Below are 26,699 nucleotides of genomic sequence, written 5' to 3'. Positions count from 1 at the left end.
GATTTGTTCGCTAAGGCAGGCGCAATGGGGCTTCACGCTCCCCATTCCGTGGCTACCTGACGTGCAACAACGGAAGTTCATTCGTGGAACCGATCGACGCTCGCTCGATGATGAATGCAGCCGCGGCGGCAGCAGCCACCGCGAACACAGCCGGCGGCGCTCCGCGCGTGGAACGTCGCAAAAGACTCTCTCCCGCCGCGCTGGCGGTCGCCGACCGGAAAGTTCCGAGCGCATATTCAGCCATCGTCATTACCGGCGCAGTTCGCGCCGTCGACTTTCTCCTGCTGAGCACCATCGGCATCATATTGTATCTGACATACGTGATGCCGCTGGATGGTTTCTCCTTCTCCTGGGAGTACATCGAAGCCATCCTTCTGATTGCGCTGGTCGCCGTGATCAGTTTCCAGGCCGCCGACATTTACGACCTGCAGGTATTTCGCGGTCAGCTCCGCCAGATGACGGGGATCACATCGTCGTGGGCCTTCGTTTTTCTTCTGTTCATCGGCGCATCGTTCTTCGCAAAGGTGGGTGACGCGGTCTCTCGCGTCTGGCTCGCGGCGTTCTTCTTCGTAGGCCTTGCCGCTCTTATCGCAGAGCGCTTGGCGTTGCGCTCGCTCGTGCGGCGCTGGGCCCGCGACGGGCGCCTTGACCGGCGGACGATCATCGTCGGCTCGGATCAGAATGGCGAGAATCTGATCCGTGCCCTCAACGCACAGAGCGATTCCGACATCCAGATTCTCGGCGTGTTCGACGATCGCAACGACTCGCGAGCGATGGATACCTGCGCCGGCGCGCCGAAGCTCGGCAAGATCGACGACATCCCCGAATTCGCTCGCCGAACCCGCATTGACCTGGTGCTCTTCGCCCTGCCGATTTCAGCGGAAACCCGCATTCTTGAAATGCTCAAGAAACTCTGGGTGCTCCCGGTCGATATCCGGCTCTCCGCGCACACCAACAAGCTGCGCTTTCGGCCCCGCTCCTATTCCTATCTCGGTGAAGTGCCGACACTGGACGTGTTCGAACAGCCGATCACCGACTGGGACATGGTGATGAAATCGGTGTTCGACCGCGTGGTCGGCGCAATCATCCTCATTCTGGTCTCGCCGATCATGGCGCTGATCGCACTCGCCATTAAACTCGACAGTCCCGGCCCGGTGCTGTTCCTGCAGAAGCGTTATGGCTTCAACAACGAGCGGATCGACGTCTTCAAGTTTCGCTCGCTCTATCACGATCAGGCCGATCCGCTGGCGTCCAAGGTCGTCACCAAAGGCGACAAGCGTGTCACCCGTGTCGGGCGCTTCATTCGCAAGTCCAGCCTCGATGAACTGCCGCAGCTGTTCAATGTGGTGTTCAAGGGCAATCTTTCGCTTGTGGGCCCCCGGCCGCACGCCGTGCAAGGCAAGCTGCAAAGCCGTCTGTTCGACGAAGCGGTCGACGGCTACTTCGCGCGCCACCGCGTCAAGCCCGGTATTACCGGCTGGGCCCAGATCAACGGCTGGCGTGGCGAAGTCGACAGCGAAGAGAAGATTCAGAAACGCGTCGAGTTCGACCTCTATTACATCGAGAACTGGTCGGTGTTCTTCGACCTTTACATCCTTTTCAAGACTCCGTTTGCCCTGATCAAGGGTGAGAACGCCTATTAGTGTAGCGGTTCAGATGGCATCGGCGGCGGCAGATTACGCTCTCCCGAGTTCGGCGACGCCGCCGCGTATCGCGTCGATTCAACGCGGTCTGATGTGGGCTGTTGGCGCCGGCGGCGCCATCGTCTTCATCGAGCCGAGTCCCTATGAGTTCGCAACGCTGGTCGCACTGATCTTTTTCTTTGCGACCGGGTTGCGGATGCGGCCCGTTTTCATTCCGCTTCTGATCCTGCTGTTTCTGACGAACCTCGGCTACACCATTTGCGCCGCGTATCTGTTGGAAAATCAGGCGATCATGAACTGGATTCTCACATCCTGGTACATGGCGATTACGGTGCTGTTCTTCGCGATGGTCTTGGCCGAGGACACAGCCAACAGGCTCGACTATCTTCGCCGCGGCCTGATCATCGGAGCCGTGATTGCATCAGCGTCCGGCGTCGCCGGTTACTTTCATCTGGTGCCGGGTGGCTATGACCTGCTGACGCTCTACAGCCGTGCGCGCGGAACCTTCAAGGACCCCAACGTGCTCGCGGCGTTTTTGATCCTGCCCGCGCTGTTTTCGCTGCAGATTGTCGTTACTGAGCCGCTGCGGAAATCGTTCAGCAGTGTACTTGCATTAGGCACGATCAGCCTCGGCGTGCTGCTAGCCTTCTCTCGCGCATCATGGGGCCAGCTCATCCTTTGCTCGGCATTCATGCTGATCCTGATGTATCTGACCAGCCCATCAACCAAGGAACGCCAGCGCATCGTAACCATGGCGATTATCGCTGTCGTTCTAGCGATCGTCCTGATGGTGGTCCTTCTGTCGTTCAGCTCGATCGGCGATCTCTTCAAAGAGCGCGCAAGCTTCCATCAAACCTACGACAGCGGCCGCTTCGGCCGATTCGGGCGACATGTGCTCGGCTTCCAGATGGCTCTTGAAATGCCGCTTGGAATCGGACCGCTTCAATTCACGAAATACTTCCCTGAGGATACCCACAATTCGTTTCTGAACGCCTTCATGTCGGGTGGATGGATTGCAGGAATTTGTTTCCCTGCCCTCGTCTTCATGACCGTGATCCGCGGATTCAAGCTGATCTTCGTGCGCGTTCCATGGCAGCGAACATATCTTGCACTTTTCTCCGCGTTCCTTGGAACTGTTGCTGAAGCCTTTATCATCGACGTCGATCACTGGCGCCACTTCTGGATGATGTTGGGTGCAATGTGGGCGATGTTCGCAGCGGTCCACGCCTATCAATACAAGCAACAACACGCGCGAATGATCTAGTTCGCACACTCCGACGTCCTCTGTTCCACGATGAATGATCATTCAGCGAATAAAGCTGACATTTGCGGAACGGCACCTGTCAATTCCCGTTGAACTTCGGGCAGACATTGAGGAGGACAGAATGAGGAAGCATCTTCTTATCTCGGTTGCGGCCGCCGCGTTGATCAGCGCGACAGGTTTCGCTTCCGCTCAATCTCCAGGTAACGCACCGAGCGCAGGAGGCGCGTCGCAATCAGCACCATCTGCCACGCCTTCTGGCGCTGGGCACTCAGGCGCCGGTCAGATGAATCGGGGAGAGACCACTGGTCAGGCCACCGGCCGCAGCGGTTCGGAGACTGGCATGAAGTCTGAAGGCGGCATGCGGGACTCTCAGACCGACCACATGAAGTCCGGCGAGAAGTCACCCGGCAAGAACGCTCAGGACAACGACAAGGCATCCGGCAAGAGTGCGCGCGACAACGAACGGGAAACCGGTAAGAGCGCTCAGGACAACATGCGGAATGATCAGAAAGGTCGCTCCGATACGTCGATGGATCGTTCCAAGGACAGCATGAAGAACGAGAAGAACGCCACCGACAACAACGCGAAGAGCGGATCGACCACTGGACAAGCCGCATCGGGAGCCAAGCTCACGACTGAGCAACGAACGCAGGTTCGCAGCGTCATCACAAAGCAGAATGTGAAGTCGGTTACGAACGTCAACTTCTCGATCTCGGTTGGCACCCGCGTTCCGCGGAGCGGCGTTGAATTCCACACGCTTCCTGCGGAAGTCGTCACGATTTATCCGGACTGGCGCGGCTATGAATTCTTCGTCGTCCACGAGCAGATCGTCGTGGTAAATCCGCGGACCCTTGAGATCGTCGCGGTTCTCGACGCATAAACGGCGTCGTGATCTCACTAAAAAGCCGGCCTGCGGGCCGGCTTTTTTTCTTGAGAGAAGATTTTAGCGGAGTCGTCCTCTGCGAACGTTGTATGTCCACACCCGCCGACCGTTACTGAACACCACGCGGCGAAACTGCAGCGACTTGGCCTGCTCGGGAATCTTCGCGCTGTCGGCCAAGTGCATGGCCATTTGCTTGGTCATATGGGGCGATACGAAACGCACGGTGCTGTTGTCGCGGCCAGACACTTCGACCTTCATGCCGTCGTCGCGCATCCGCTCTCCCATTTCGTGTGCATAGAGCTGGCGGTTGGCCACGGCGGCGATTTGCATGGAGGGCCGGAGGATTTCAAACTGCGCCATGCGCATGGCGCCTGCCATGTCCCGCGCCTGGGTGTTTGTGGGATCCGCTGCAGCCGCCATCATCAACCTCAATTCCATGCTGCGGAAAGCGGACAGCGACACCGGGGTTTTGCTCCGGCCGCGCTTGTAGTCTTCGTAACTCGCCTTCAAGGCCCCGGCTTCAGCCAACAGCCGATCGAGCGCAGCCTTTGCTTCCGCGGCCTTTTGCTCGGCCGGCGAGAGGGGCGGCGGGGCTGACGTCTCTGCCGTCTTCGAAACATCTGAGGAATTCTGATCCGATGGCTCGTCCGATGCCTGAGGCTTGGCAGCTTCTACAGGTTTGGCGGTATCAGCAGGTTTAGCGGCTGCTGTGGACGGCGGAATACTTGCTGTGGCGTCCGCCGCGGCATCCTGTAACTCCCCCGGCTTGTTCTGGGTTGCCGGCGCCTGAACTGTCTGGCCGGCAACAAGGCTTCCAGCGGCAACCACCGCCAACATCCCTAGTCCGATGGAGAAGCTCTTGCGTCGCAGCAAATCCACACCCGCTCGTTATGAACCAGAGAGATTGGTGCTCATGTTCCAGTAACGCGGCAAACCTCATTTTGTTCGGAAAAAGCAGCGAAGTCGCCCCATTTTTTGCGTTAACCCGGTCAATTCCGCAGCTTGCCTTCGCCGCCCCAAGCCGTTACGGGTGGCAAAATTCCATTCCCGGCGATCATCAGTCTTCGCCGCACATCGGCGTTGCTGGCTTAGGGACCGAACCATATGAAAGCACTCATTACCGGTGTGACCGGACAGGACGGCTCGTATCTGGCCGAATTCCTGCTGGGCAAAGGCTATGAAGTGCACGGCATCAAGCGCCGGACGTCGCTGTTCAATACCGATCGCATCGACCACATCTACGAAGGCCCCGAGGTCAAGCATCGGCACTTCGTGCTTCATCATGGCGATTTGACCGACTCCTCCTCGCTGATCCGGATCATGGAAGACGTCGCCCCTGACGAAATCTATAACCTTGCGGCCCAAAGCCACGTCGCGGTGTCGTTTGAAGAGCCGGAATACACCGCAAATTCCGACGCGCTGGGGACGCTGCGGCTGTTGGAAGCCATGCGTATCCTCAAGCTCAAGGACAAAGCCAAGTTCTATCAGGCTTCGACCTCCGAACTGTACGGACTGGTGCAGGAAGTCCCGCAGAAGGAAACAACGCCGTTCTATCCCCGCAGTCCTTATGCCGTCGCGAAGCTTTACGCGTACTGGATCACGGTCAATTACCGTGAGGCCTATGGCTTCTATGCCTGCAACGGCATCCTGTTCAACCACGAGTCGCCGCGGCGCGGCGAGACGTTCGTCACGCGCAAGATCACGCGGGCGCTGGCGCGTATCAAACTTGGGCTCCAGGACACCTTGTATCTCGGCAACATCGACGCCCTGCGCGATTGGGGGCACGCGAAAGACTATATCGAGATGCAGTGGCTGATGCTGCAGCAGGCTCACCCTGAGGATTTCGTCATTGCGACCGGGGTGCAGTACAGCGTGCGCCAGTTCGTCGAGGTCGCGGCCCGCATGCTCGACATCGAGTTGACCTGGAAAGGCAAAGGCGTCGACGAAAAAGGCTATGACGCCAACGGAAAACTCGTGGTCGCCGTTGATCCACGTTACTTCAGGCCGGCGGAAGTCGAAAGCCTGCTCGGTGACGCGACCAAGGCACATGAAAAGCTCGGCTGGTCACCGAAGATCAGCTTCGAAGAGCTCGTTGCCGAAATGGTCAAGGAAGACTTCACCGCAGCCCAGCGCGACCACCTGGTCCAGAGCGCCGGTTTCACCGCCTATAACTATCACGAATAAAGACCGCGCAATCGGAGCCGTCTGGCAGTCAGGCGTGCTGATCTAGGATGTCCGCGCCCGTGCTGGTATTAAGCGACTGATCAGCCGTTGCACATACGCGATCAGATTGGTGGGAGCATCGATGATCACTCCCCGCACGATCAGCCAGATGCTTCCCGCGCAAACAAGCGCGAGCATGGCATATTGACCTATGACCGCGGTCGGAAGCTTTGCTGACACCGTCGAAAAGCCAAAACCTGCGATACGAACCACAAGAATGCCGACGATGAGAACCGCGATCGCGAAGTTGCGGTTCTGTCTGTTGGTGCGCGGCGCACCGAGAGCTGCAAAGGCCATCAGCACGAAGACAAACGGATAGATCGGCGCGATGATCCGGTCATGCAGTTCCGTGTGGAATTCGCCCGGCCTTTGCTGAAACATTGGATCGTCCTTAGGCGGCGAAAGAAGTTCACTGAACGGCCGTTCACGGGCACTGTACGTAATGTTCTGAGCCACATTTGAGAATTGCGACAGGTCGAACGCATAACTCTTGAACGCGACCAGTGCGGGATCACGCTTTCCAGCCTCGAACCGTTGAAGATTGCCGTCCTGCAAGACCAGGAACGATCCTCTTTCATTTTTCTGGACGGTTCCCCGCTCGGCAAGGATGTCAATTCGCTCTGCCGGATTCCGCTGGTCATCGATAAAGATACCAACCAAAACGCCTCCGGGCTGCCGACCATCGACGCGGATCGTGAGAGGACCTAGTTTCGTAAACTCGCCGGGACGAAGGATATTGGTGAGGACATCGGCGCCGATTTCGGTTTGCCACCTCCTGAGTGCGCGCAGACACTCCGGCGCGATGTAGATCGAGAGCGAGGCGACCAGCACACTCACCGCGCATGTCGCGATCAGAAACGGTCGAAGAAACTGCGTCGGGGATAGCCCGGCGGCATTCATCACGATGATTTCGGAATCTGTGGCGAACCTGTTGAGCGAATGCATCACCGCGATCAGCAGCGCGATCGGCGCAATGATCATGGCAAGAAGCGGAATGGCCAGACCCGTCACACCGAGGAAGACCAGGACCGATTGCCCCTGCCCGGTCATCAAATCGATACCGCGCAACGCCTGTGTCACCCAAATAATCCCCGTCAGCGAGACGAGGACCATCAGGAACGCCAGCAGCGTCGTCCGAATGGTGTAGGTATCGATTGCCTTCATCTGCCACCCGGTTACAGCCCCGACGGGAGACCGTCAAGGCAACGAACCGCCGTATATCGCTGAATTGTATAGATATTTTATGCCGAACCTCAGTCGTACGGCAAAGAACGACGCTGGCAAGTTGACCTAGCCAGCGTCCCTCATGGCAATCAATTCATCAAGTCGTGAGCGTCTACGAGCGGGACAACTTGATATTGGCGCCCTTGAACTCGCCGCTATCGGAGCGGATCACCACGGTTTGCGAATTGCCGTGGGTTGTCATCGTCAGATCCGCAGAAAACGTCCCCGCATTGACGGTCACTTGAAAACGACCGCCTGATGTCGTCCCGCGAAGGTCGCCGCTGACATTGCGCGTTGCTTCGCTCCAGGTCCCCGACAGTCTGCCGCCATTTGCGATGACGTTGCTCGACAGCTCGATTTTGTAGCTGTCGCTCGCGCATCGCAGGGTTTGCTGCAGGCCATTGCCATCGCCTCTCACGGCATAAGTCGCGCGGCAACGAATGGCTTCGCGGGCTCCCCCTTCGAGCGAAATGGTGCCTCTTCCCGACCAGACGCCCGACATACCCGCGAATGGCTGAGAAGATTGCGCCATAGATTCGGTGGCAACCAGTGACAATCCCAGAACAGCAATCGCTGCCGCACTCTTTCCGACCGATCCAAACGAAAACATCTGTGCCTCATATTTGCCAAGGCCTGCACCATCCACAGGCGGGATAAATTTAAGAACAGCTCTTCACTTTTAAAGAGGTGCCGAACTCCTTGACATGATCGGCTCAGAATGAAGGTGGAATTTAGGACAGTGTGGCAGTTTTCGCTGGGGCGGGCTTCAATCGGTTCGCGAATGAAGATACGTTTTGGTCCGGCGGCGAGGACCGCAAGCCGCTGATGCCGTGAAAGATAAGGAGAGGTCGTGACCACCCCGCTCGCCGCAAAAATTGCCAGAGAGTACGGCACGCCTGCACTCGTCATCGATATGGACCGCGTCGAGCGGAATATTGCGCGCATCCAGGCCATCTGCGACACGGCCGGCGTCGCCAATCGGCCGCATATCAAGACGCACAAAAGCCCCTTCCTGGCGCAGCTTCAAATACAAGCCGGAGCTCAGGGCATCACCTGCCAGAAGCTTGGCGAGGCCGAAGTGATGGCCGACGCCGGCCTCGACAATATCCTGATCAGCTACAACTTGATCGGCGAGGAAAAAGTCGCCCGCCTTGGTGCCTTGCTGGCAAGGACGAATGTCACTGTGGCGGCGGACAATGCCGTCGTGATCGCGGGACTATCGAATGCCGGGATCTCCGCCGGCCGCCCGCTCCCCGTTGTTATCGAGTGCGATACCGGCCGCAAGCGTGCAGGCGTCGAAACGCCCGCAGAGGCGATTGATCTCGCCAAGCAAATTGCCGGCACGCCCGGTCTCTCTTTCGCAGGCTTCATGCTGTATCCGACCGAGACGGGATGGCAGGAGGCGCAACGGTTTTATAACGATGCTTTGGGCGGCGTCCGCCAATTGGGACTTAACCCAACCATCGTATCGACCGGCGGCTCACCGAACTTAAAGAACGTCGGCAACCTTGATGGTGCGACTGAACATCGCCCCGGCACGTACATCTACAATGATCGCATGCAGGTGGCCGCCGGTGTTGCCACATGGGACGACTGCGCCTTGCACGTCTATTCCACGGTTGTCAGCCGTGCCGCGCCGGAGCGAGGGATTCTCGACGCCGGCTCCAAAACGCTGACTGCGGATTCAGGTGGCCTTGATGGCTATGGATTGATCCTTGAACATCCAGAAGCCAGGATCGCGCGTTTTGCCGAAGAGCACGGCTTTCTTGATCTTTCGAAAACCAACAGCCGGCCCGCGATCGGTGATGTGGTGCGCATTGTGCCCAATCACGTCTGCGTCGTCGTCAACATGGCTGATGAAGTCGTGATGGTTCGCGGTGACGAGATTATCGGCACCCTTCCGGTCGCGGCGCGGGGAAAACTCCGCTAAGCTTCATCCACGGCCAAGATATATCGCCGCAGGCGCTATTAATGGATTTTCAATATCCTTCGGTAGAATGAATCGATTTAATTTTTAAGTACGGCTCATGGCGTCGATCCATAAGCGGACGCCAATTTAATTCGTGAAGTTTGTTATTGAAATTGCTGCACCCGGCGTTTGGCCGGGACTGTACGCAACGCCTGAGCCGGCACCGCAGAGGGTCTGGGAATGGGCATCGAACGGCGAGTTGCTACGCGCGTCGATTTTGAGAGTGGCATTGGTGTTTACATCATGGCGATCGACGGCACTTGGCGTCGCGAGTGCCTGATGAAAGACGTGTCCGCTTCGGGCGTTCTTTTAGTCGTAAAGGATCCAATTACCGGGCTGGATATCAGAGAATTTTTCCTGTTGCTCTCCTCGACCGGTCTTGCCTATCGCCGCTGTCAAATGGTGCGGCTGAACGGCAATCAAATCGCCGCACGCTTTTTAAAGCCCGAAATCAAAAAAAAGTCGGCACGGATAAAATTCGCGATTTAGACCGGATGCCCACGATTTAAGATCCGAGAAATCCCCGCCGTGGCATAAATCTCGAAGCCCCGCACTCTCACCGATCCCAAGACCTGTCTTAAGCAAGACCTGTCTTAATCAAGACCCGCCTTACCAAGATCTGCCTTACCAAGATCTGCCTTATCTGCCATCACGGCGTCAGTGCCCCCAAAAAAAGGGGGATACATCACCCAATTGTGGGATGGAACCTCCTCAACCTGGTGTATTACGAGGTGTGGTCGCTGAAGTGAATCCGTATCTGTCGGTTTGCTGCCTGGCCAATGCTCGTGGGCTTCGGGGAGCAAAGTCGTTTGAAATTGCAGAACACCGACATCGTCGTCTTCGATCTGGAACTCGACCTCATCAACTCCTTGGCGAACAAGCACGGCCTTGTGGAGCTCAGTCGTGACACTCCGGCCCCCGAATTCCGTCACCGGGTCAGCAAAATCACGAATGCCGCGCGGATCGAGGAAATGTCGTTTCCCGAGGCTGTCCCGCCGGAATTTCGGTCGCGGAAGCGGTCGGACCTGGATTAGGCCCCCTCTGCGTCCATGCACAGGTCGCGAAAAGCGCGCACCAGCCTTCTTGCGCGAACGGTCGAACGACGGTACAGCAGCGATGCCGTTGGCAAAGGTTCGGAGCGTAGCGCAGCCCGGTTAGCGCACTAGTCTGGGGGACTAGGGGTCGGAGGTTCGAATCCTCTCGCTCCGACCATTGATCTCACTAAGGAAACTCGCTCTGGAATATCGCTTGGACCATCAAGCGACCGTAGTGGTACCCGCCTTCCAAGCCCTACCCTTCTTTGAGAACCTCATCGATCAGAGCGCGTGCCCCGATCAGATCATCGAGCGCAGCCTGCAGCTTACCCCGGTCGGTCGGCCGCACATTGCCGTTGCCGGCACTGCTGCTGTTGCGGATGCTGGGCGGCGCGTAGGCCGTCGGCCCGGACGGCCCGTTACTGAACGGACCGGGCTGGACCGGTTTGGCAATGACCGGGGCGGGCAAAGCAGGACCATAGGCGACCGCATTGGCCCGACGCAGCGGGGTCCCGCGCTCCTGATGCGGCACGGACGGGGGCGCATCGTCGCCGTGGTCCTCGTCGCCTTCGTCCTCGGCCTCGCTCTCCTCGTCCTCGACGTCGCCCTCCTCGCCCTCGACATCATCATCCTCGACGCCGTCCATTTCCTCGGACGCGGGATCCTCGTCATGGAGTGTCTCGACAAGAGCCGACCCATCGAACAGCGCCGGAGGCCGCTGCGATCCATCGGTCAGGTTCTGGACTGATTTGACCCCGTGCTCGCGCAGGATGCGCTGGACGCCACGGATCGTATACCCCTCGCCATAGAGCAGCCGGCGAATTCCGCGCAACAGGTTGACGTCGTCGGGGCGGTAGTAGCGGCGACCGCCGCTCCGCTTCATTGGCTTGATCTGAGTGAAACGGGTTTCCCAGAAGCGCAGGACGTGCTGCGGCACGTCGAGGTCATCGGCGACTTCGCTGATCGTCCGAAATGCATCCGGCGCCTTGTCCAAATGCACACTCCTTGCTGAGGGCCGTCCTAACGCTCAGTCAGTCGTCGGAACCATTGGCGCTTACGGCGCTGTGATTGCCGTTGATCCGCTGCTTCAGGATTGCCGAAGGCTTGAACACCATCACGCGACGCGGAGAAATGGGAACTTCCGTTCCCGTCTTTGGATTGCGGCCGATTCGCTGGCCCTTCTTACGCACCATAAACGAACCGAACGATGAAAGCTTCACCGTCTCGCCCTTCTCAAGGCAATCAGTGATTTCCTTCAACACCAATTCGACGAACGCAGAGGATTCCGTGCGCGATAGCCCTACCTTCTGGTAGACGGCTTCGCACAGGTCCACGCGTGTGACTGTCTTTCCGGTTCCGGTCATCGCCCGCCCCACTCACGGCGAAAAAAATCTATTCTGAAATTATGAGCTTAGTGAGCGAGGGTCAACCTTGCTCATCAATGCAACGGCATGAAGTTTATAAGTAAAATACGTTCGGCATTTTACACAATGTCTACCAGCGCAGCAGCGCCGAGCCCCATGTAAAGCCCCCGCCCATGGCCTCGAGCATCACGAGGTCATTCCGCTTGATGCGTCCATCGTCGGCGGCCGCTGCAAGCGCAAGTGGTATCGACGCAGCAGACGTGTTGCCATGGCGGTCAACCGTCAGCACGACCTTCTGCGGTGCAATATGCAGCTTCTTCGCCGAGGCATCGATGATCCGCTTGTTGGCTTGGTGGGGGACCAGCCAATCAATGTCCTCTGCAGTGGTCCCTGTGGCCTCGAATGCGTCGACAATCACATCGGTGATCATACCCACCGCGTGCTTGAACACCTCGCGGCCTTCCATGCGCAGATGTCCTACCGTCTGGGTTGTGGAGGGGCCGCCGTCCACAAACAACTTATCCTTGTGGCGGCCGTCCGAGCGCAAATGAGTTGTGAGGATGCCCCGATCGGCTGAAGTTCCCGCCTGCGGCTGCGCTTCCAGGACCACGGCACCGGCTCCGTCGCCGAACAGCACACAGGTGCCGCGATCGTTCCAGTCCAGAATGCGGGAGAACGTTTCGGCGCCGATCACCAGCGCGCGCTTGAAAGCCCCGCTCCTGAGAAAGTTGTCAGCCGTCGCCAGCGCGAAGATAAATCCCGAGCAGACCGCCTGAAGGTCGAACGCGGCACCATGGTTGATGCCGAGCCCGTTCTGAATCGCAACTGCGGTCGCCGGAAACGTGTTGTCCGGAGTCGAGGTCGCAACCACGATCAGATCGATCGACTGGGTATCGATCCCCGCTTTGGCGATCGCAGCCTGCGCGGCCTTGAGCCCGAGGTGCGAAGTGAACTCTCCTTCCGCCGCCATATGACGCTGCTTGATGCCAGTACGCTGGACGATCCATTCGTCAGACGTATCGACCATCGTCGCCAGTTCGGCATTGGTCAGGATGCGCTCCGGCAGATAAGCGCCGTAGCCAAGCACAACGGAACGCATAGTCACGAGACAGCCTCCTGCGCGCTCGGCATCTGGGAAAGCGCGTTGCCGTCGCGGTTAAGTGTATGATTGATTTTTGGCAGGAGATCGTAACGAACCATGTCGTAACCGACATCGACAGCGGAGGCGAAGCCCTCCGCATCAGTGCCGCCATGACTCTTGATGACCACCCCGTTCAGTCCAAGAAATACGCCGCCATTGACCTTGCGAGGGTCCATCTTGTCACGCAGTGCATTGAAGGCGCCGCGTGCAAAAATATAGCCGAGCTTGGAACGCCAGGTCCGGCTCATCGCGCTGCGCAGATATTCCGCGATCTGGCGCGCGGTCCCCTCAGCGGTCTTGAGCGCAATATTGCCGGTGAACCCCTCGGTCACGATGACGTCGGCCGCCCCCTTGCCGATGCCGTCGCCCTCGACGAAACCGATGAAATCAAGCTGAGGCAGGTTCATGGCGCGCAGCAGGTCCGCGGCCTCGCGAACTTCCTCGACGCCCTTCACTTCCTCGACGCCAATATTCAGCAAGCCCACGGTCGGACGCTCCAGATCGAACAGCACCTGGGCCATGGCGCCGCCCATGACCGCAAGCGAAGCAAGATGACGTGCATCCCCTCCGATGGAGGCGCCGACATCGAGCACCACCGATTCACCGCGCACTGTCGGCCAGACTGCAGCGATCGCCGGGCGATCGATCCCCGGCAGCATTCGCAGGTTCAATCGGGCCATGGCCATGAGGGCACCCGTATTGCCAGCCGAGACGGCAACATCCGCCTCGCCTTTCTTGACCGCATCGATCGCCAGCCACATGGACGAGGATTTGCGGCCGCGCCGAAGCGCCTGGCTCGGCTTCTCGTCCATGCTGATGGCGATATCGGCATGGACCACCCGGGAGATGGCCTTCAGTGCCGGATGCTGGGCCAGCTGGGCATTGATCAGGGTGCTGTCGCCAAACAGCAGATATTCCACATCCTGATGCCGCGTCAGCGCCAGGGCGGCCCCAGGGACAACCACCGACGCACCGAAATCGCCGCCCATGGCGTCAAGCGCGATTCGAACCTTTTGCGGCATGGGCGTCCTGGAAACCTGATTCTTGCGGCCTTGAAGAACCGCGGGTTGGGCGTGAGGCAAAGGCTGACCAACGCGGTACAGGCCCCCAGCCGGGCAGCGACAATAGCGTTTTCGTTGTCTGATACAACGCCTTGACCGGGCGGACCGGTTCGGTCAATGGCCCTATACCCGGTTTCTTCACTTCTTCCCTGGCTTCTTGCCCTTGGGAGCCGCCGGAGCGTCCTTCAGGGCCTTCAGGGCGGCAAACGGATGTTCCTCCGGGTCCACAGCCACTTCCGGCGGGACGAACTCCGCCCCGGGCTTTCGCGGATAGGGATCCAGTCCCAAAAACAGGAATTCGGTTGCGACCGCGCCCAGATCGATGAAGCCGTTGATGATGGGCTCAGGCGGGTCCGGGATCTCGAACTCGTCACCCTCTTCCGACTGAACGACCTTCGCACTGACCGGAATCTGCGAGGGCGGCGCAAACATGATGTCGACCGGCTCATCGAGAGCGTTCTCGACCGGATCGAGGCTGACCACGCAGGTCTGTTCGACACGGGCTTTGACACGGCCCGTGACATGGACCTGGCCGCCCGGAGCGTGGGCTAGATCGAGCTCTGCCCTCGCCTCCATCACTGCAGGCAAATTTCCGAGGGCCGCAATTGCAGCGCGCTGCTCCGCCGTGGTCTCTAAAACCTGCTGCGAGCCCTGCTCGGGCAGTTGGGCCACCGCGAATGGGAAGCTCCAGGGAATCTTCTTGTCAGCCATTTCGCCCGCTTTGCTCATGCCATCAACCCTTCAGGAGTTAAGCATCGGCTTGGGAAAGGTCCACGTCCCCGAAGACAGGGTCTTGACCTCTGAAGCATCGAGAGCAGCACTGACCTGCCGGACATAGCCCGCAAGAGCGCGGGCGCTGTCCGGAAATTCGCCGTTGAGGATATTGCGCATGAGCGCCTTGCTCAGTTCCTCATCCCCGGCATCAAACGCCATATCGTAGGCGGTGGATCGGCCGTAGAAAGCCTCGCCGAGGGCCTGCATCCGTTTCGGCACCGTCAAATCACCGACGCCCATTTCCCGCAGATTGTCGTCCATATCGTTGCAGAAGTGATCGAACAGGGCCTGTGCCAGCTGCTCCCCTCCCGCGACCGATCGCAGGCGGCGCAGCACCAGCCACAGATGGAGAATGAGCATATCCACCCGGCCGTTAACCGTATCGGCCACGTTGAAGCTGGCGTAAAAGGCCGGTTCTCGTGCCTGCGCCACGATCATGCCATAGATGGCTTCAATGGTGCCGCGCGACGGGGCGTGGGAATTTTTGAAGCGATTGAAGGGCCAGAGCATTTTTGGTTCCGCGCTTGAGGCCTTTAGGGACTTATTAGGAGACCCGTGGCTTCTGGAGTGTTGAAATCGGAAGCCCTGCCCGGTACGTCAACGCTTCGGTCGATGCAAGAGGAAGGTCAATCCCAAGTATGACTGTTACCGGTCAAGCTGGTCCTGCGACCAAAGGCCGGCACGGCTTTGTTGCCGGCTGGCGGAAATTGCGCGCAATCGCGGCGGTCGCTGTCGTCTGCGGTGTCCTCGGCGCCTGCACGGGCGAACAATTCCAGAAGGGCTACATCCTTCCGGAAGGCGCGCTGGAGCAAATCCCGATCGGCGCCAGCCAGGATCAGGTCCTGATCGTGATGGGCACGCCCTCGACCGTCGCCACCCTGAGCGGCGAGGTGTTCTACTACATCTCCCAGCGCTCGGAACGTAAGGTCGCCTTCATGCCGCAGCATGTGGTCGATCAGCGCGTGATTGCGATCTATTTCGACAAGAACCGCACCGTCCAGCGCATCGCCAATTACGGACTCAAGGACGGTAAGATTTTCGACTTCATCAGCCGCACCACCCCGACCAGCGGTCAGGAAATGAGCTACCTGACGCCGCTGTTCAAACTTCTCAGCCCGCGCTGATCGGTCGCACATCGAATAATGAAAGCCCCGCAGCATTGCTGCGGGGCTTTTGCGTTGCGCCAACGTTCGCGCGTGTGATCGTCTTGCCGCGTAGAAATGTGACCGGTACGCTCTCCCGATAAAATCTCGCAAAGAGATAGACATGGGAGGATATCGATGACGCGTCTGCTGTCTCGCCGCACCCTGCTGTCTGGTGGTGCCGCTTTTTCCACAATTCCATTCTGGCCGCGAGGCGCGAAGGCCGACTGGCGCCCGACCGAAACCATCCGCATCGTTGTGCCTGCAGCGCCCGGCGGCAGCACCGACGTCATTGGCCGTTACCTCGCGCAACATCTTCAGGCTGCGTGGGGGCAGTCGGCGGTCGTCGACAACAAGTCAGGCGCAGGCGGCACTATCGGCACTGCCGATTTCGTCCGGCAGAAGCCTGACGGACACACGATTCTGATCGGCAATCCCGGACCGAACGCGGTGGCCTACAGCATCTTCCGCACCCTACCCTATAAACCCGATCAGCTGCAGCCCGTCAGCAACGCGATCCGCATTCCGAACATCGTGTCCGCTCATCCATCGAGCGGCATCAAGTCGATTCCGGAATTGATCGCCTACCTCAAAGCCAATCCGGACAAACTGAACTACGGCTCGTCTGGCGTGGGTCAAAGCCCGCATCTCACCGCGGTCTGGTTTCTGCAACTGACCGGCTTGAAGATGACGCACATTCCTTTCCGCGGCGCAGGCCCTGCCCTGACGGCGGCGTTAGGAGGTGACATCTCGATCCTGTTCGACAATCTCTTCCCCACGCTGCCTCAGGCGCTGGACGGCAAGCTGGTCCCGCTGGCCGTCACCACGCCGGAGCGCAGCTTCATGGCGCCCAACGTTCCGACCATGCGGGAAAGCGCACCCGAGCTTGCGAACTTTGACGTGTCGTCCTGGTTCGGCGTGTTTCTGCCGCAAGGCACGCCAAGGCCTGTGGTGGATGCGCTCAATGGCGAAATCAAAAAGATGCTGGCGCGCGATGACATCAAGAAGAACATCAGCCAGATGGGCGCCGTCCCCGACTATGGAACGCCCGAGCAGTTCACCGGCTTCATCAATAATGAGATCAAAAAATTTGCCGGCATCATCGACAAGGAAGGCCTGAAGATGGACGTTAATTGACGGACATCGCATTCGCTTGCCGACATCGATGCGTCAAAAAAAATACGGCCGTCGTTCAGACGGCCGTTCTCGCGGTGACCGATCCATCACACCGCCGTCAGGCCGTGCTCCACGAACCTGTAGCCAGCCTCCCAGCGATCGTGCTGTTCAGTGTTCTTCGGATAGGGATTCTCGTGCGGCTCGTTGTTGAACCGGGCGAGCTTTCCCTGCTCAAACGGGTCTCCATCATCGGCTGCCATAGCTTCGCTCCCTCGTTGGAGGCTTGCTTTCTCATCGAACGCAGATAACGCGGCAACTGAGGCGGGTTTCCGCACTCGGGCGAAAATATATCCGGCTCAGCTGCATCCAATTGTCATCAATTCGCGACGAATCACCGAACCGACAGTCGCTTCGCTCGAAAAAGCTCCAAAGAAAAACCCCGCAGCTTGCGCCGCGGGGTCTCGTTTCTGTCCATCTCGCCGTATTAGTGCGCCAGGATCGCCAGCAGCAGCAACGCGACAATGTTGGTGATTTTGATCATCGGGTTGACGGCGGGACCGGCCGTATCCTTGTAGGGGTCGCCGACGGTGTCGCCGGTCACCGCAGCTTTGTGAGCGTCGGATCCTTTGCCGCCGTAGTGGCCGTCCTCGATGTACTTCTTGGCGTTGTCCCATGCGCCGCCGCCCGACGTCATGGAAATCGCAACGAACAGACCCGTCACGATCACACCGAGCAGCATCGCACCGACCGCCGAGAACGCAGCCGACTTACCCGCCGCACCGCCGCCTGCAATCGCGTAGATCACGAAATAGACCACGATGGGTGACAGCACCGGCAGCAGCGATGGAATGATCATTTCCTTGATCGCAGCCTTGGTCAGAAGGTCGACCGCCTTGCCGTAGTCCGGCTTGTCGGTCCCCTGCATGATGCCGGGCTTCTCGCGGAACTGACGGCGCACTTCCTCGACGATCGCGCCGGCCGCACGGCCAACCGCCGTCATGCCCATCGCGCCGAACAGATACGGCAGCAGGCCGCCGAACAGCAGGCCGACCACGACGTACGGATTGTTCAGCGAGAAGTCCGGAACGACACCGTTGAAGTACGGATGCTTCGCGCCGTTGGCGATGAAGAACTTGAGATCTTCATTATACGCCGCGAACAGCACCAGGGCGCCGAGACCCGCGGAGCCGATGGCGTAGCCCTTCGTCACGGCCTTGGTGGTGTTGCCGACCGCGTCGAGAGCGTCGGTCGACTTGCGGACTTCCTTCGGAAGGCCCGCCATTTCCGCGATGCCGCCGGCGTTGTCGGTCACCGGACCGAAGGCATCGAGTGCCACGATCATGCCGGCCAGCGCCAGCATGGTAGTGGTTGCAATCGCAATACCGAACAGGCCGGCAAGGCTGTAGGTCACCAGGATGCCCGCGATGATAACGATGGCAGGACCTGCCGTTGACTCCATCGAAATCGCCAGACCCTGGATCACGTTGGTGCCGTGACCCGTGACGGACGATTTCGCGATCGACTTCACCGGACGGAAGTCCGTGCCGGTGTAGTATTCAGTGATCCAGATGATCAGGCCGGTCACCACAAGACCAACGATGCCGCATTCGAACAGCGCGAGCCCCGTGAACTTCACGCCCGCCAGCGGGCCGAAGCCGACCAGTTGGTGAATGGCGAACGCCACGCCGAACAGCGACAGCACACCCGTTGCGATCAGTCCCTTATAGAGTGCCCCCATGATCGATTGGCTGGCACCGAGTTTCACGAAGAAGGTGCCGATGATCGAGGTCAGGATGCAGATGCCGCCGATGGCCAGCGGCAGGATCATCATGTTGGGCAGAAGCGCTGGAGCACCCGCGAAAAAGATCGCGGCAAGCACCATGGTCGCAACTGCAGTCACGGCGTAGGTCTCGAACAGGTCTGCGGCCATGCCGGCGCAGTCGCCGACGTTGTCACCGACGTTGTCTGCGATGGTTGCCGGGTTACGCGGATCGTCTTCCGGAATGCCCGCTTCCACCTTACCGACGAGATCGCCGCCGACGTCCGCGCCCTTGGTGAAGATGCCTCCGCCAAGACGGGCGAAGATCGAGATCAGCGAGGCGCCAAAGCCGAGCGCCACCAGCGCGTCGATGACGATGCGATTGTTCGGCGCCAACCCGAGCATTTGGGTGAGATAGCCGAAGTAAAGCGTGACACCGAGAAGCGCGAGGCCTGCAACCAGCAATCCTGTGATGGCACCTGCCTTGAACGCCAGTTCGAGACCGCCTGCCAGCGACTTGGTCGCCGCTTGCGCAGTGCGCACGTTGGCGCGAACCGAGACGTTCATGCCGATGAAGCCTGCTGCGCCGGAGAGTATGGCACCGATCAGGAAGCCCACCGCCACAAGGATTCCGAGGAAGTAAGCCAGCAGCGCGAAGATCACGATGCCGACGATACCGATCGTCGTATATTGGCGCTTGAGATAGGCCTGCGCGCCTTCGCGTACCGCCGCGGCAATTTCCTGCATCCGCGGATTACCCGCGTCGGCACTGAGCACCGAAGACGTTGCCCAGACGGCGTAGACAATGGAAAGCGCCCCTGCGAGCACTATCAACCACAAAGCTGTCATCTATTTTTGCCTCAGATCCCGTGTGTGTTTCCCCAACGCCCCAAATTATTATTGCTCCGCAAAAAGCGGTCAGGACGTAAAACGAGGCAAACCCCGAGAGAACAGAGGAGCAGCCTCAATTCGGAATGAAGCATGCCAAAATCATATTCGCGACGCAACGTCGCCAGCGGTTTGATCACGCTGGCGTTTTTGAATGTGTCCCCGTGTAGCTGTTGCGGTGCAGAAAGATCAAAAGTGGCTGTAGGACAGGCGTTTCAGGATGATAGGGTTCCCGTCACCGTCGACGAACCGGGGCGCCACCTGACCCGCAACAACCCTGCCAATACTTGTGACCAGCGTATTCGCCTCAAGCGCTGCGGCAGAGAACGCATCCCACCGGTTCTCTGGAACCGTGCAAAGCACTTCGTAGTCGTCGCCGCCGGCAACGATGTTTTCCAGGTTCACCTGCGCCTCGGCGAGCATGATGCGCGCCGGCTCCGACAGCGGGATGGCCGGGATGTCGATGGCCGCGGAGACGCCGGATGCCGCGCACAGCTTGGCGAGGTCACCGGCCAGACCGTCCGAAACATCCATGGCCGCACTGGCATGCTCGCGAACCACGAGCGCGACCGCGTTCCGGGGCTGTGGGATGCGGTAGCGCTGGACCAGTTGCTCCCGTGATGGCGCATCGAGGCTTTCGCGTGGGATATCTCCCCGCAAGATCCGCAAGCCGAGGGCGGCATCGCCAATGGTGCCGGTCACGACGACCCTGTCTCCGGCCTTCGCCCCACTCCGGTGAACCATCTTCCCGACGGGAACATGGCCGAAAGCGGTGATCGAGATCATCAACGGCCCTGGGGTCGACACCGTATCGCCGCCTAACAGCGGACAGCCGAACTCAGCCGCATCACGGCCAATCGCTTCGGCAAATGGTGCGAGCCACCCTTCGCCAGCGTCGCGCAGCGCAAGCGTCAGCACGAACCCGGCAGGCGCCGCGCCCTTGGCAGCAAGATCCGACAAATTCACTCGCAGCGCCTTGCGCGCGATCGTGTCGGGCGGATCGTCGGGAAGAAAATGGACGCCTTCGACAATGGCGTCCGTGGTCACCACGAGATTTTGACCGGTTGCGGCCAGGATTGCCACATCGTCGATGAGCCCCAGCGCCCCCGCATCGGTCGCGAGCGGCCGGAAGTAACGCGCGATCAGATTGTCCTCACCGGAGTCACTGTGACCACGCGCTGTCATGACGCCAAATACCTAACCGCTCGAGCGCGAAAACTCGTCCGCGCGGAATTGCCGGGCGATCTGGTCAAGGACCGCATTGACCAGACCGGTCTCATCCCGATCGACGAACGCATTGGCCACGTCGACATATTCCTTGACGACGACGCGAGCCGGAACGTCCTTGCGATGTTCGAGTTCATAAGCCCCGGCGCGCAAGGTCGCGCGCAGGATCGCGTCGATGCGCTTCAGAGGCCAGCCCCTGGTCAACGCCTCGTCCAGCAACGGATCGAGCTTGGCCTGATCCCGAACAACGCCGGCGACCACGTCCTTGAAGAATGCGGCTTCAGCGGGCAGATAGGTATCGCCTTCGACTTCGTTGCCGAGCCAGTGGCTCTCAAACTCCGCGAAGATGTCGTTGATGCCGGCGCCTGCGATATCCATCTGGTAAAGCGCCTGCACCGCTGCGAGCCGAGCCGCGCCGCGCCGGTTGGCTTTCTTCTCGCCGGAATTCCTGTCTGCGTTTTTCTTCGTGTCGTTCATAGCGGTTTTGCCAGACGGCGTTTGATACGCATCATCGTCAGCGCGGCACGGGCGGCATCGCCGCCCTTGTTCAGCTTATCGGCCCGTGCACGCTCCCATGCCTGCTCGGTGGTATTGACCGTGATAACGCCGTTGCCGAGCGGAAGGCTCCGTGCGACCGAAAGATCCATCAACGCGCGCGACGATTCCATGGACACGATTTCGAAATGGATCGTGTCGCCGCGGATCACACAGCCGAGCGCAATCGCGCCATCATAGGGCCTGCCGTTCTTCTTCGATGCATCAAGCGCGATCGCAATCGCAGCCGGAATTTCCAGCGCACCAGGAACGCTGATGACGTCATATCCAACGCCGGCGGCGTCCAGCTCATTGGTCGCACCGGTCAACAAGGCATCCTGAATATCATCATAGAACCGAGCCTCGATGATCACGACATGCGAGCCGCTGATGTCGGTTTCGTCTTTCAGTTCTGCGCGGCGCGGTTCGGCCATCGTTCGTTCCAATTAGCAAGTAGGGACTGATTTCGTTGACAATTTCTATTGACTAGAACTGTCAACATTTCGGGACGCAGCGTTTGTAACGGCAGCCCATAACAATGCCAAGCCGTTAAAGACCTGGAGTATAGCTGCTATTTCATTTCCGTCAGACGCGCGGCGTAGCGCGCCATCAGATCCACTTCGATGTTGATTTCGGAGCCCTCACGCCAGGTGCCCAGCGTGGTCACTTGCAGGGTGTGGGGAATGATGAGAACGGAAAAATTGTCATCAACGGCGGTATTGACCGTTAACGAGACGCCATCGAGCGTGATGGAGCCCTTTGCCGCGATGAACTTTGCGAGTTCGCGAGGCGCGCGCAGTTCAAATCGTGCCATATCCGGCAGATCCTCACGCGCAACGATGGTGGCAATGCCATCCACGTGTCCGGCTACGATGTGGCCACCGAGTTCATCGCCGATCTTCAACGCACGCTCCAGATTGAGCCGCGCTCCCTTGCCCCAGTGCTTCGCTGTGGTCAGACGCAATGTTTCGGCGGCGGCATCGACATCGAACCACGTCTTGCCCTGATCGACGCCGGAGGCGACCACCGTGAGGCACACGCCGTTGCAGGCGATCGATGCGCCATCCACGATTGTGGTTTGATCGTAACGGCATGCGATGCGCAGCCGATGCAGCTGCCCCTGCGCCGTCGGCGCGGCACTGACAATTTCACCCACGTCGGTGACGATACCGGTAAACATTAAGCTCGCTCGTAAATTGTGAGAGTATCCTGATCCAACGTCTCAGTAGCACGCGCCTGCCAGCGGGGCGAATGTGTGATCACGGAGACCGGCTGCGCGTCGAGGGCGGCGATCCCGCCGGAACCGATCTCGGCTGGTCCGCGCAGCAGCCAGATTTCGTCCACGAGATCCGCAGCGAGAAACGACGACGCCACCCGTGCCCCGCCCTCAACCAGCAGCCGTGTGATGCCTTTGTCGGACAGCGCATGCAGCACGGCCTTGAGATCAAGCCCGGGCTGGCCGGCAATCGTCGGGACGCGCATGATGTGGGCGCCAGCGCCGCCGAGCTTGGCAGCCGCAGGCGCTTCCGCCAGATCGGATGTCATGACCCAGAGCGGGTGCTGGCGTGCGGAATGAACCAGCCGGCTGTCGCCGGGCAACCGCAGCGCGCGGTCCAGCACTACCCGCACGGGTGAGAGGTCTTCCATGCCCGGCAGGCGGCAGGTCAGCAGCGGATCGTCCGCGAGCGCTGTCCCGATCCCGATCAGGATGGCGTCGCTGCGGGCCCGCAACAGGTGCACGCGCGACCGCGATACGTCACCAGTGATGGCGAGCGGGCGATAGCCTGCGGCCGCGATCTTGTCGTCGGCGGACAACGCCAGCTTGAGAATGGTATAGGGCCGCTTCTCGCTGACCCGTAGGAAGTGTCCGGCGTGATCCCGTGCAGCTTCATCGGCAAACAGCCCGACATCGACCTCGATGCCCGCAGCGCGCAGCCGGGCATGCCCCTGCCCGCCAACATCCGGATTGGGATCTTCGATCGCGGACACAACGCGGGCGATGCCGGCCGCGATCACCGCATCGGCACACGGCGGTGACCGGCCGAAATGCGAACAAGGCTCCAAGGTGACATAGAGCGTCGCCCCCCGTGCCGCTTCGCCCGCGCGCCGCAACGCCTCGGGTTCAGCGTGCGGGCGGCCACCGGGCTGGGTCCAGCCGCGGCCGACGATGACGCCGTCCTTGACGATGACCGCGCCGACCGCCGGGTTCGGCCACGTCCGCCCTTGCCCGCGCCGGCCGAGCTCCAGCGCCAGGCGCATGAAGCGTTGGTCAGAAGCCGGCACTGATTGAGACTGCATCTTCGAGGTCGCGGCGCGCAAAGATCATTTGCGCATGACAAGCGGGCGCGGCGCTGCGGGGGGCGGCGTCTCGTCCTCGCTGCTCAACTCGCCGAGCACGGCTTCGAAATCCTTGGCCTCGCGGAAATTGCGATAGACCGAGGCGAACCGCACATAGGCGACGTCGTCGAGCTGGCGCAGATGCTCCATCACCGTCTCGCCGATGACCTCCGACGAGATCTCGGACTCACCGCCGCTTTCAAGCTCGCGCACGATGGCAGAGACCATCTGCTCGACCCTCTCCGGATCGACCGGGCGTTTGCGCAGGCTGATCTGCACCGAGCGGACGAGCTTGTCACGATCGAACGGCACGCGGCGGCTGTTGCGCTTGATGACCGTCAGTTCGCGCAGCTGCACCCGCTCGAAGGTGGTGAAGCGGAAGTTGCAGGCCATGCACACGCGCCGACGGCGGATCACGGACGAATCTTCCGTCGGCCGTGAGTCCTTCACCTGCGTATCGAGACTGTTGCAGCTTGGGCAGCGCATGCGTGGTTTGCCTTCCTAGTATTCCCTTTATTGATAAATCGGGAAGCGGCTGGTCAATTCCTTCACACGCTCCTTGACCGAGGCTTCGACGAGCGGCGCACTGCCCTCGCCCGACTGCGCAACGGCATTGAGCACTTCCGAAATCAACGCACCGACCTGCTTGAACTCCGCGACGCCGAAACCGCGCGTCGTGGTCGCGGGGGTGCCGAGGCGAAGACCGGAGGTGACAAACGGCTTCTCGGGGTCGAACGGAATGCCGTTCTTGTTGCAGGTCAGGCCCGCGCGCACCAACGCTTTCTCGGAGACGTTGCCCTTGAGACCCTTCGGCCGCAGATCGACCAGCATCAAATGGTTGTCGGTGCCGCCGGAGACGATCTCGAAGCCGTTGGAGCGCAGCGTTTCCGCAAGCGCCTTGGCGTTTTCGACCACGTTCTTCGCGTAGACCTTGAAGTCCGGATGCAGCGCCTCGGCGAATGCAACAGCCTTCGCGGCGATCACGTGCATCAGCGGGCCGCCCTGCAGTCCAGGGAAGATCGCCGAATTGATCTTCTTCGCAATCGCCTCATCGTTGGTGAGAATGAGACCACCGCGTGGACCGCGCAGCGACTTGTGCGTCGTCGTGGTGGTCACGTGGGCATACGGCACCGGCGAAGCGTGCACGCCGCCGGCAACGAGGCCCGCGAAATGTGCCATGTCCACCAGCAGGAAGGCACCGACGCTGTCGGCGATCTCGCGGAAACGCTTGAAGTCCCAGGCGCGCGAGTAAGCCGAACCGCCTGCAATGATCAGCTTCGGCTTGACCTGTTCGGCCTGCTTCGCGACCGCATCCATATCGATGATCTGGTCCTCGCGGCGCACGGTGTAGTGCACCGGCTTGAACCACTTGCCGGACATGTTGACCGGCGCACCGTGGGTGAGATGGCCACCGGCTGCGAGATCGAGGCCCATGAACGTATCGCCCGGCTGCAGCAATGCCAGGAACGCAGCCTGGTTCATCTGGCTGCCGGAGTTCGGCTGCACGTTGGCGAAGCTCGCGCCGAACAGCTTCTTGGCGCGCTCGATCGCCAGCGTCTCGGCGACGTCAACGAATTCGCAACCGCCATAATAACGCGCGCCCGGATAACCTTCGGCGTACTTGTTGGTCATCACCGAGCCCTGCGCCTCGAGCACGGCGCGGCTGACGATGTTTTCCGAGGCGATCAGCTCAATCTCGTGCTGCTGACGACCGAGTTCACCCTTGATCGCGGCAGCAATCTCCGGGTCGGCCTGGGCAAGCGAGGCCGTGAAAAACGTGTCGGGCGTGGACGCAGTTTTGGCAGATGAGCTCATGGATAAAATGTCTCCACCGCCGCAACCTCAAAAACGAGTGCGGACGGCTCTGGGTGGTACTAAGGGCGGCAGCGGCGAGATACCATATCTGGGGCAAACGGCCAAGTTCTGGCTGCTCGGGCCGATATTTAGGCAGGGTGCCGGGCGCAGCAACCGAGACCGTCTTTCCTTGGTCAAAACGTCCGCAAAACCGGCCAAAAAGCGAAAAACCGTCTACTCGCGGGGGTAAAGGGCAACCAGCGACCTCCCGGACCCAGCCTGCGGGCAGCACCCGTGACCACCCTCAGGGTCCGGGCGGACGGCCTGCGCCCCTTCAACGTCCGGCGCTTGGGGTCTTAAAGCCGCACGCAGAGGAACATCACGTTCAGCGAGCACGCCACGAGCAGTGCAAGGGTCAATGCCACCTGCACCCGATCGCCAACGGTTTTGAGAATCGTCTTCATAGATTGAATGATGGGAAGTCTCCGGCGAAGAGTCCCGAGGTATATTTTCGAGGGAAGCCGGGCCGGATTCAGGTCTCGTTTACGAGTCGATTCCTTTTCCCCAGCGCGAAAAGGCGCCCGAAGGCGCCTTGCCGCATTCTGCAAGGGGGATTCTCGCTAGAATTTAACCGCACGTCTCTTCTGGACGCTTCGGCGACGGAAGTCGGAACCGCGTGCGTCTTGCGCGCACTTCGGCGTTGCCAGTGGAGGGACTGGCCGAAAAACCCGACGGGTGATCATGAGGCGCCGATCTTCCGCCGGCTGCCTCGCAATTCCCGATTAAATTGAAATCAGAGCCGATACAGGATCTGGTCGGTCCAGAAGCGCTCGAGACGATGCAGCGACTTGTTCAGCGTTGCGAACTCGGCGTTCGAAATGCCACCCACCTGCTCCACCGTCTTGACGTGCTTCTGATACAGCGCGTCAACGATGTGGCGGATTTCCTGGCCCTGCGCGGTCAAACGAATGCGGACCGAGCGGCGATCAACGCGCGAACGCTGATGATCGAGGAAGCCCATCTCGACAAGCTTCTTCAGATTGTACGAGACGTTCGAGCCGAGATAGTAGCCGCGTGTGCGCAGCTCACCGGCGGTCAATTCCTTGTCGCCGATGTTGTAGAGCAGCAGCGCTTGCACGGAGTTGATATCCGAGCGACCGCGACGGTCGAATTCGTCCTTGATGACGTCGAGCAAACGGCGATGCAGCCGTTCAACGAGAGTCAAAGCTTCGAGATAGAGCGGCTGTACTGGAGCAGCATTCTCGCGCGCGGGTTCAATCGCCGAAGTAGCGGCTTTAATCATGACACTTTCCCCTGTTGTC

The 26,699-nt window shown here is 60.0% G+C and carries 28 protein-coding genes and 1 tRNA gene; 10 read left to right on the top strand and 19 right to left on the bottom strand.

Annotated elements, in window-relative coordinates; genetic code table 11:
- Positions 1-83 precede the first annotated feature (83 nt).
- The 3 genes from ACP0KA_RS23420 (at position 84) to ACP0KA_RS23410 (ending at position 3,787) form a co-directional block, all read left to right on the top strand.
- Positions 84-1,643, top strand: a complete 1,560-nt coding sequence (locus ACP0KA_RS23420; protein WP_424631102.1) for an undecaprenyl-phosphate glucose phosphotransferase — start codon at positions 84-86, stop codon at positions 1,641-1,643.
- 13 nt (positions 1,644-1,656) lie between these two features.
- Positions 1,657-2,907 carry an O-antigen ligase family protein gene (locus tag ACP0KA_RS23415; protein ID WP_424631101.1) on the top strand — a complete coding sequence of 417 codons (1,251 nt, stop codon included), beginning with the start codon at positions 1,657-1,659 and terminating at the stop codon, positions 2,905-2,907.
- Between the two features lie 340 nt (positions 2,908-3,247).
- The gene (locus ACP0KA_RS23410; protein ID WP_424631100.1) at positions 3,248-3,787 is read left to right on the top strand and encodes a DUF1236 domain-containing protein; all 540 of its coding nucleotides are present in this window, start codon (positions 3,248-3,250) and stop codon (positions 3,785-3,787) included.
- Between the two features lie 63 nt (positions 3,788-3,850).
- On the opposite strand, the gene ACP0KA_RS23405 is transcribed toward ACP0KA_RS23410, so the two are convergent.
- Positions 3,851-4,669, bottom strand: coding sequence for a hypothetical protein (locus ACP0KA_RS23405; protein WP_424631099.1), 819 nt, complete (start codon positions 4,667-4,669; stop codon positions 3,851-3,853).
- 225 nt (positions 4,670-4,894) lie between these two features.
- On the opposite strand from ACP0KA_RS23405, the gene gmd reads away from it, so the two are divergent.
- Positions 4,895-5,974 (top strand): GDP-mannose 4,6-dehydratase, encoded by a 1,080-nt coding sequence (gene gmd / locus ACP0KA_RS23400; protein WP_424631098.1) that lies wholly within the window; start codon positions 4,895-4,897, stop codon positions 5,972-5,974.
- A gap of 42 nt (positions 5,975-6,016) precedes the next feature.
- Here the strand turns inward: gmd and lptF are convergent, their stop codons facing one another.
- Positions 6,017-7,177, bottom strand: coding sequence for an LPS export ABC transporter permease LptF (gene lptF, locus ACP0KA_RS23395; protein ID WP_424631097.1), 1,161 nt, complete (start codon positions 7,175-7,177; stop codon positions 6,017-6,019).
- A gap of 172 nt (positions 7,178-7,349) precedes the next feature.
- Positions 7,350-7,847, bottom strand: coding sequence for a hypothetical protein (locus ACP0KA_RS23390; protein WP_424631096.1), 498 nt, complete (start codon positions 7,845-7,847; stop codon positions 7,350-7,352).
- Positions 7,848-8,087: 240 nt separating this feature from the next.
- Between ACP0KA_RS23390 and ACP0KA_RS23385 the strand changes: the two genes are divergently transcribed.
- From ACP0KA_RS23385 to ACP0KA_RS23370, 4 genes are all read left to right on the top strand, one after another.
- Entirely contained in the window at positions 8,088-9,167 is a 1,080-nt protein-coding gene (locus ACP0KA_RS23385) for a D-TA family PLP-dependent enzyme (protein WP_424631095.1), read from the top strand.
- Positions 9,168-9,386: 219 nt separating this feature from the next.
- A complete protein-coding gene (locus ACP0KA_RS23380; RefSeq protein WP_424631094.1) occupies positions 9,387-9,695 on the top strand; it encodes a PilZ domain-containing protein in 309 nt (102 codons plus the stop codon).
- Between the two features lie 320 nt (positions 9,696-10,015).
- The gene (locus ACP0KA_RS23375; RefSeq protein ID WP_424631093.1) at positions 10,016-10,240 is read left to right on the top strand and encodes a hypothetical protein; all 225 of its coding nucleotides are present in this window, start codon (positions 10,016-10,018) and stop codon (positions 10,238-10,240) included.
- Positions 10,241-10,340: 100 nt separating this feature from the next.
- Positions 10,341-10,418: transfer RNA gene (locus ACP0KA_RS23370), tRNA-Pro, on the top strand.
- 78 nt (positions 10,419-10,496) lie between these two features.
- Here the strand turns inward: ACP0KA_RS23370 and ACP0KA_RS23365 are convergent.
- The 6 genes from ACP0KA_RS23365 to ACP0KA_RS23340 all read right to left on the bottom strand — a co-directional run bounded on the left by ACP0KA_RS23365 (position 10,497) and on the right by ACP0KA_RS23340 (position 15,090).
- Positions 10,497-11,234, bottom strand: a complete 738-nt coding sequence (locus tag ACP0KA_RS23365; protein ID WP_424631092.1) for a MerR family transcriptional regulator — start codon at positions 11,232-11,234, stop codon at positions 10,497-10,499.
- Between the two features lie 37 nt (positions 11,235-11,271).
- On the bottom strand, positions 11,272-11,604 hold the full coding sequence (locus ACP0KA_RS23360; protein ID WP_424631091.1) for an integration host factor subunit alpha: 333 nt from the start codon (positions 11,602-11,604) through the stop codon (positions 11,272-11,274).
- 130 nt (positions 11,605-11,734) lie between these two features.
- Entirely contained in the window at positions 11,735-12,703 is a 969-nt protein-coding gene (locus tag ACP0KA_RS23355) for a beta-ketoacyl-ACP synthase III (protein WP_424631697.1), read from the bottom strand.
- Positions 12,704-12,705: 2 nt separating this feature from the next.
- The gene (plsX, locus tag ACP0KA_RS23350) at positions 12,706-13,767 is read right to left on the bottom strand and encodes a phosphate acyltransferase PlsX (RefSeq protein WP_424631090.1); all 1,062 of its coding nucleotides are present in this window, start codon (positions 13,765-13,767) and stop codon (positions 12,706-12,708) included.
- A 177-nt stretch (positions 13,768-13,944) separates the two neighbouring features.
- Positions 13,945-14,535 (bottom strand): YceD family protein, encoded by a 591-nt coding sequence (locus ACP0KA_RS23345; protein ID WP_424631089.1) that lies wholly within the window; start codon positions 14,533-14,535, stop codon positions 13,945-13,947.
- Between the two features lie 12 nt (positions 14,536-14,547).
- The gene (locus ACP0KA_RS23340) at positions 14,548-15,090 is read right to left on the bottom strand and encodes a ubiquinol-cytochrome C chaperone family protein (protein WP_424631088.1); all 543 of its coding nucleotides are present in this window, start codon (positions 15,088-15,090) and stop codon (positions 14,548-14,550) included.
- 128 nt (positions 15,091-15,218) lie between these two features.
- Here ACP0KA_RS23340 and ACP0KA_RS23335 point away from each other — a divergent pair, with 128 nt between their 5' ends.
- A complete protein-coding gene (locus tag ACP0KA_RS23335; protein WP_424631087.1) occupies positions 15,219-15,704 on the top strand; it encodes an outer membrane protein assembly factor BamE in 486 nt (161 codons plus the stop codon).
- A gap of 156 nt (positions 15,705-15,860) precedes the next feature.
- Positions 15,861-16,859 (top strand): Bug family tripartite tricarboxylate transporter substrate binding protein, encoded by a 999-nt coding sequence (locus ACP0KA_RS23330; protein WP_424631086.1) that lies wholly within the window; start codon positions 15,861-15,863, stop codon positions 16,857-16,859.
- Positions 16,860-16,945: 86 nt separating this feature from the next.
- Here ACP0KA_RS23330 and ACP0KA_RS23325 read toward each other — a convergent pair whose 3' ends face one another.
- From ACP0KA_RS23325 to ldtR, 10 genes are all read right to left on the bottom strand, one after another.
- A complete protein-coding gene (locus tag ACP0KA_RS23325; protein WP_424631085.1) occupies positions 16,946-17,098 on the bottom strand; it encodes a hypothetical protein in 153 nt (50 codons plus the stop codon).
- Between the two features lie 224 nt (positions 17,099-17,322).
- Positions 17,323-19,446 carry a sodium-translocating pyrophosphatase gene (locus ACP0KA_RS23320; RefSeq protein ID WP_424631084.1) on the bottom strand — a complete coding sequence of 708 codons (2,124 nt, stop codon included), beginning with the start codon at positions 19,444-19,446 and terminating at the stop codon, positions 17,323-17,325.
- Positions 19,447-19,674: 228 nt separating this feature from the next.
- A complete protein-coding gene (gene thiL / locus ACP0KA_RS23315) occupies positions 19,675-20,670 on the bottom strand; it encodes a thiamine-phosphate kinase (RefSeq protein WP_424631083.1) in 996 nt (331 codons plus the stop codon).
- Between the two features lie 12 nt (positions 20,671-20,682).
- Complete coding sequence (gene nusB / locus ACP0KA_RS23310; RefSeq protein WP_424631082.1) at positions 20,683-21,189, bottom strand: transcription antitermination factor NusB; 507 nt, start codon at positions 21,187-21,189, stop codon at positions 20,683-20,685.
- Positions 21,186-21,680, bottom strand: coding sequence for a 6,7-dimethyl-8-ribityllumazine synthase (ribH, locus tag ACP0KA_RS23305; RefSeq protein WP_424631081.1), 495 nt, complete (start codon positions 21,678-21,680; stop codon positions 21,186-21,188). Before ribH ends, nusB begins: the two co-directional genes overlap by 4 nt.
- Positions 21,681-21,817: 137 nt before the next feature.
- A complete protein-coding gene (locus ACP0KA_RS23300) occupies positions 21,818-22,426 on the bottom strand; it encodes a riboflavin synthase (protein ID WP_424631080.1) in 609 nt (202 codons plus the stop codon).
- Positions 22,426-23,544 (bottom strand): bifunctional diaminohydroxyphosphoribosylaminopyrimidine deaminase/5-amino-6-(5-phosphoribosylamino)uracil reductase RibD, encoded by a 1,119-nt coding sequence (gene ribD / locus ACP0KA_RS23295; RefSeq protein WP_424631079.1) that lies wholly within the window; start codon positions 23,542-23,544, stop codon positions 22,426-22,428. The genes ACP0KA_RS23300 and ribD overlap by 1 nt, the downstream gene beginning before the upstream one ends.
- A gap of 24 nt (positions 23,545-23,568) precedes the next feature.
- Complete coding sequence (gene nrdR / locus ACP0KA_RS23290) at positions 23,569-24,069, bottom strand: transcriptional regulator NrdR (protein WP_424631078.1); 501 nt, start codon at positions 24,067-24,069, stop codon at positions 23,569-23,571.
- 27 nt (positions 24,070-24,096) lie between these two features.
- Positions 24,097-25,398, bottom strand: coding sequence for a serine hydroxymethyltransferase (gene glyA, locus ACP0KA_RS23285; RefSeq protein ID WP_424631077.1), 1,302 nt, complete (start codon positions 25,396-25,398; stop codon positions 24,097-24,099).
- Positions 25,399-26,170: 772 nt separating this feature from the next.
- On the bottom strand, positions 26,171-26,680 hold the full coding sequence (ldtR, locus tag ACP0KA_RS23280; protein WP_424631076.1) for a transcriptional regulator LdtR: 510 nt from the start codon (positions 26,678-26,680) through the stop codon (positions 26,171-26,173).
- Positions 26,681-26,699 lie beyond the last annotated feature (19 nt).

Origin of the sequence: Bradyrhizobium sp. SYSU BS000235, from assembly GCF_049747295.1 — a bacterium.
Lineage (GTDB): Bacteria > Pseudomonadota > Alphaproteobacteria > Rhizobiales > Xanthobacteraceae > Afipia.
Note: the sequence above shows the minus strand (reverse complement) of the source record. Positions and strands in the feature narration are given on the sequence as shown.

Excerpts from the sequence above, each read along its gene's own strand:
- ribD (WP_424631079.1), bottom strand. The coding sequence starts at position 23,544 with ATGCAGTCTCAATCAGTGCCGGCTTCTGACCAACGCTTCATGCGCCTG.
- gmd (WP_424631098.1), top strand. The coding sequence starts at position 4,895 with ATGAAAGCACTCATTACCGGTGTGACCGGACAGGACGGCTCGTATCTG.
- lptF (WP_424631097.1), bottom strand. The coding sequence starts at position 7,177 with ATGAAGGCAATCGATACCTACACCATTCGGACGACGCTGCTGGCGTTC.
- ACP0KA_RS23340 (WP_424631088.1), bottom strand. The coding sequence starts at position 15,090 with ATGCTCTGGCCCTTCAATCGCTTCAAAAATTCCCACGCCCCGTCGCGC.
- ACP0KA_RS23380 (WP_424631094.1), top strand. The coding sequence starts at position 9,387 with ATGGGCATCGAACGGCGAGTTGCTACGCGCGTCGATTTTGAGAGTGGC.
- ldtR (WP_424631076.1), bottom strand. The coding sequence starts at position 26,680 with ATGATTAAAGCCGCTACTTCGGCGATTGAACCCGCGCGCGAGAATGCT.
- nrdR (WP_424631078.1), bottom strand. The coding sequence starts at position 24,069 with ATGCGCTGCCCAAGCTGCAACAGTCTCGATACGCAGGTGAAGGACTCA.
- thiL (WP_424631083.1), bottom strand. The coding sequence starts at position 20,670 with ATGACAGCGCGTGGTCACAGTGACTCCGGTGAGGACAATCTGATCGCG.
- ribH (WP_424631081.1), bottom strand. The coding sequence starts at position 21,680 with ATGGCCGAACCGCGCCGCGCAGAACTGAAAGACGAAACCGACATCAGC.
- ACP0KA_RS23410 (WP_424631100.1), top strand. The coding sequence starts at position 3,248 with ATGAAGTCTGAAGGCGGCATGCGGGACTCTCAGACCGACCACATGAAG.
- plsX (WP_424631090.1), bottom strand. The coding sequence starts at position 13,767 with ATGCCGCAAAAGGTTCGAATCGCGCTTGACGCCATGGGCGGCGATTTC.
- ACP0KA_RS23300 (WP_424631080.1), bottom strand. The coding sequence starts at position 22,426 with ATGTTTACCGGTATCGTCACCGACGTGGGTGAAATTGTCAGTGCCGCG.
- ACP0KA_RS23355 (WP_424631697.1), bottom strand. The coding sequence starts at position 12,703 with ATGCGTTCCGTTGTGCTTGGCTACGGCGCTTATCTGCCGGAGCGCATC.
- ACP0KA_RS23415 (WP_424631101.1), top strand. The coding sequence starts at position 1,657 with ATGGCATCGGCGGCGGCAGATTACGCTCTCCCGAGTTCGGCGACGCCG.
- ACP0KA_RS23360 (WP_424631091.1), bottom strand. The coding sequence starts at position 11,604 with ATGACCGGAACCGGAAAGACAGTCACACGCGTGGACCTGTGCGAAGCC.
- ACP0KA_RS23330 (WP_424631086.1), top strand. The coding sequence starts at position 15,861 with ATGACGCGTCTGCTGTCTCGCCGCACCCTGCTGTCTGGTGGTGCCGCT.
- ACP0KA_RS23335 (WP_424631087.1), top strand. The coding sequence starts at position 15,219 with ATGACTGTTACCGGTCAAGCTGGTCCTGCGACCAAAGGCCGGCACGGC.
- ACP0KA_RS23325 (WP_424631085.1), bottom strand. The coding sequence starts at position 17,098 with ATGGCAGCCGATGATGGAGACCCGTTTGAGCAGGGAAAGCTCGCCCGG.
- ACP0KA_RS23345 (WP_424631089.1), bottom strand. The coding sequence starts at position 14,535 with ATGAGCAAAGCGGGCGAAATGGCTGACAAGAAGATTCCCTGGAGCTTC.
- glyA (WP_424631077.1), bottom strand. The coding sequence starts at position 25,398 with ATGAGCTCATCTGCCAAAACTGCGTCCACGCCCGACACGTTTTTCACG.
- nusB (WP_424631082.1), bottom strand. The coding sequence starts at position 21,189 with ATGAACGACACGAAGAAAAACGCAGACAGGAATTCCGGCGAGAAGAAA.
- ACP0KA_RS23320 (WP_424631084.1), bottom strand. The coding sequence starts at position 19,446 with ATGACAGCTTTGTGGTTGATAGTGCTCGCAGGGGCGCTTTCCATTGTC.
- ACP0KA_RS23390 (WP_424631096.1), bottom strand. The coding sequence starts at position 7,847 with ATGTTTTCGTTTGGATCGGTCGGAAAGAGTGCGGCAGCGATTGCTGTT.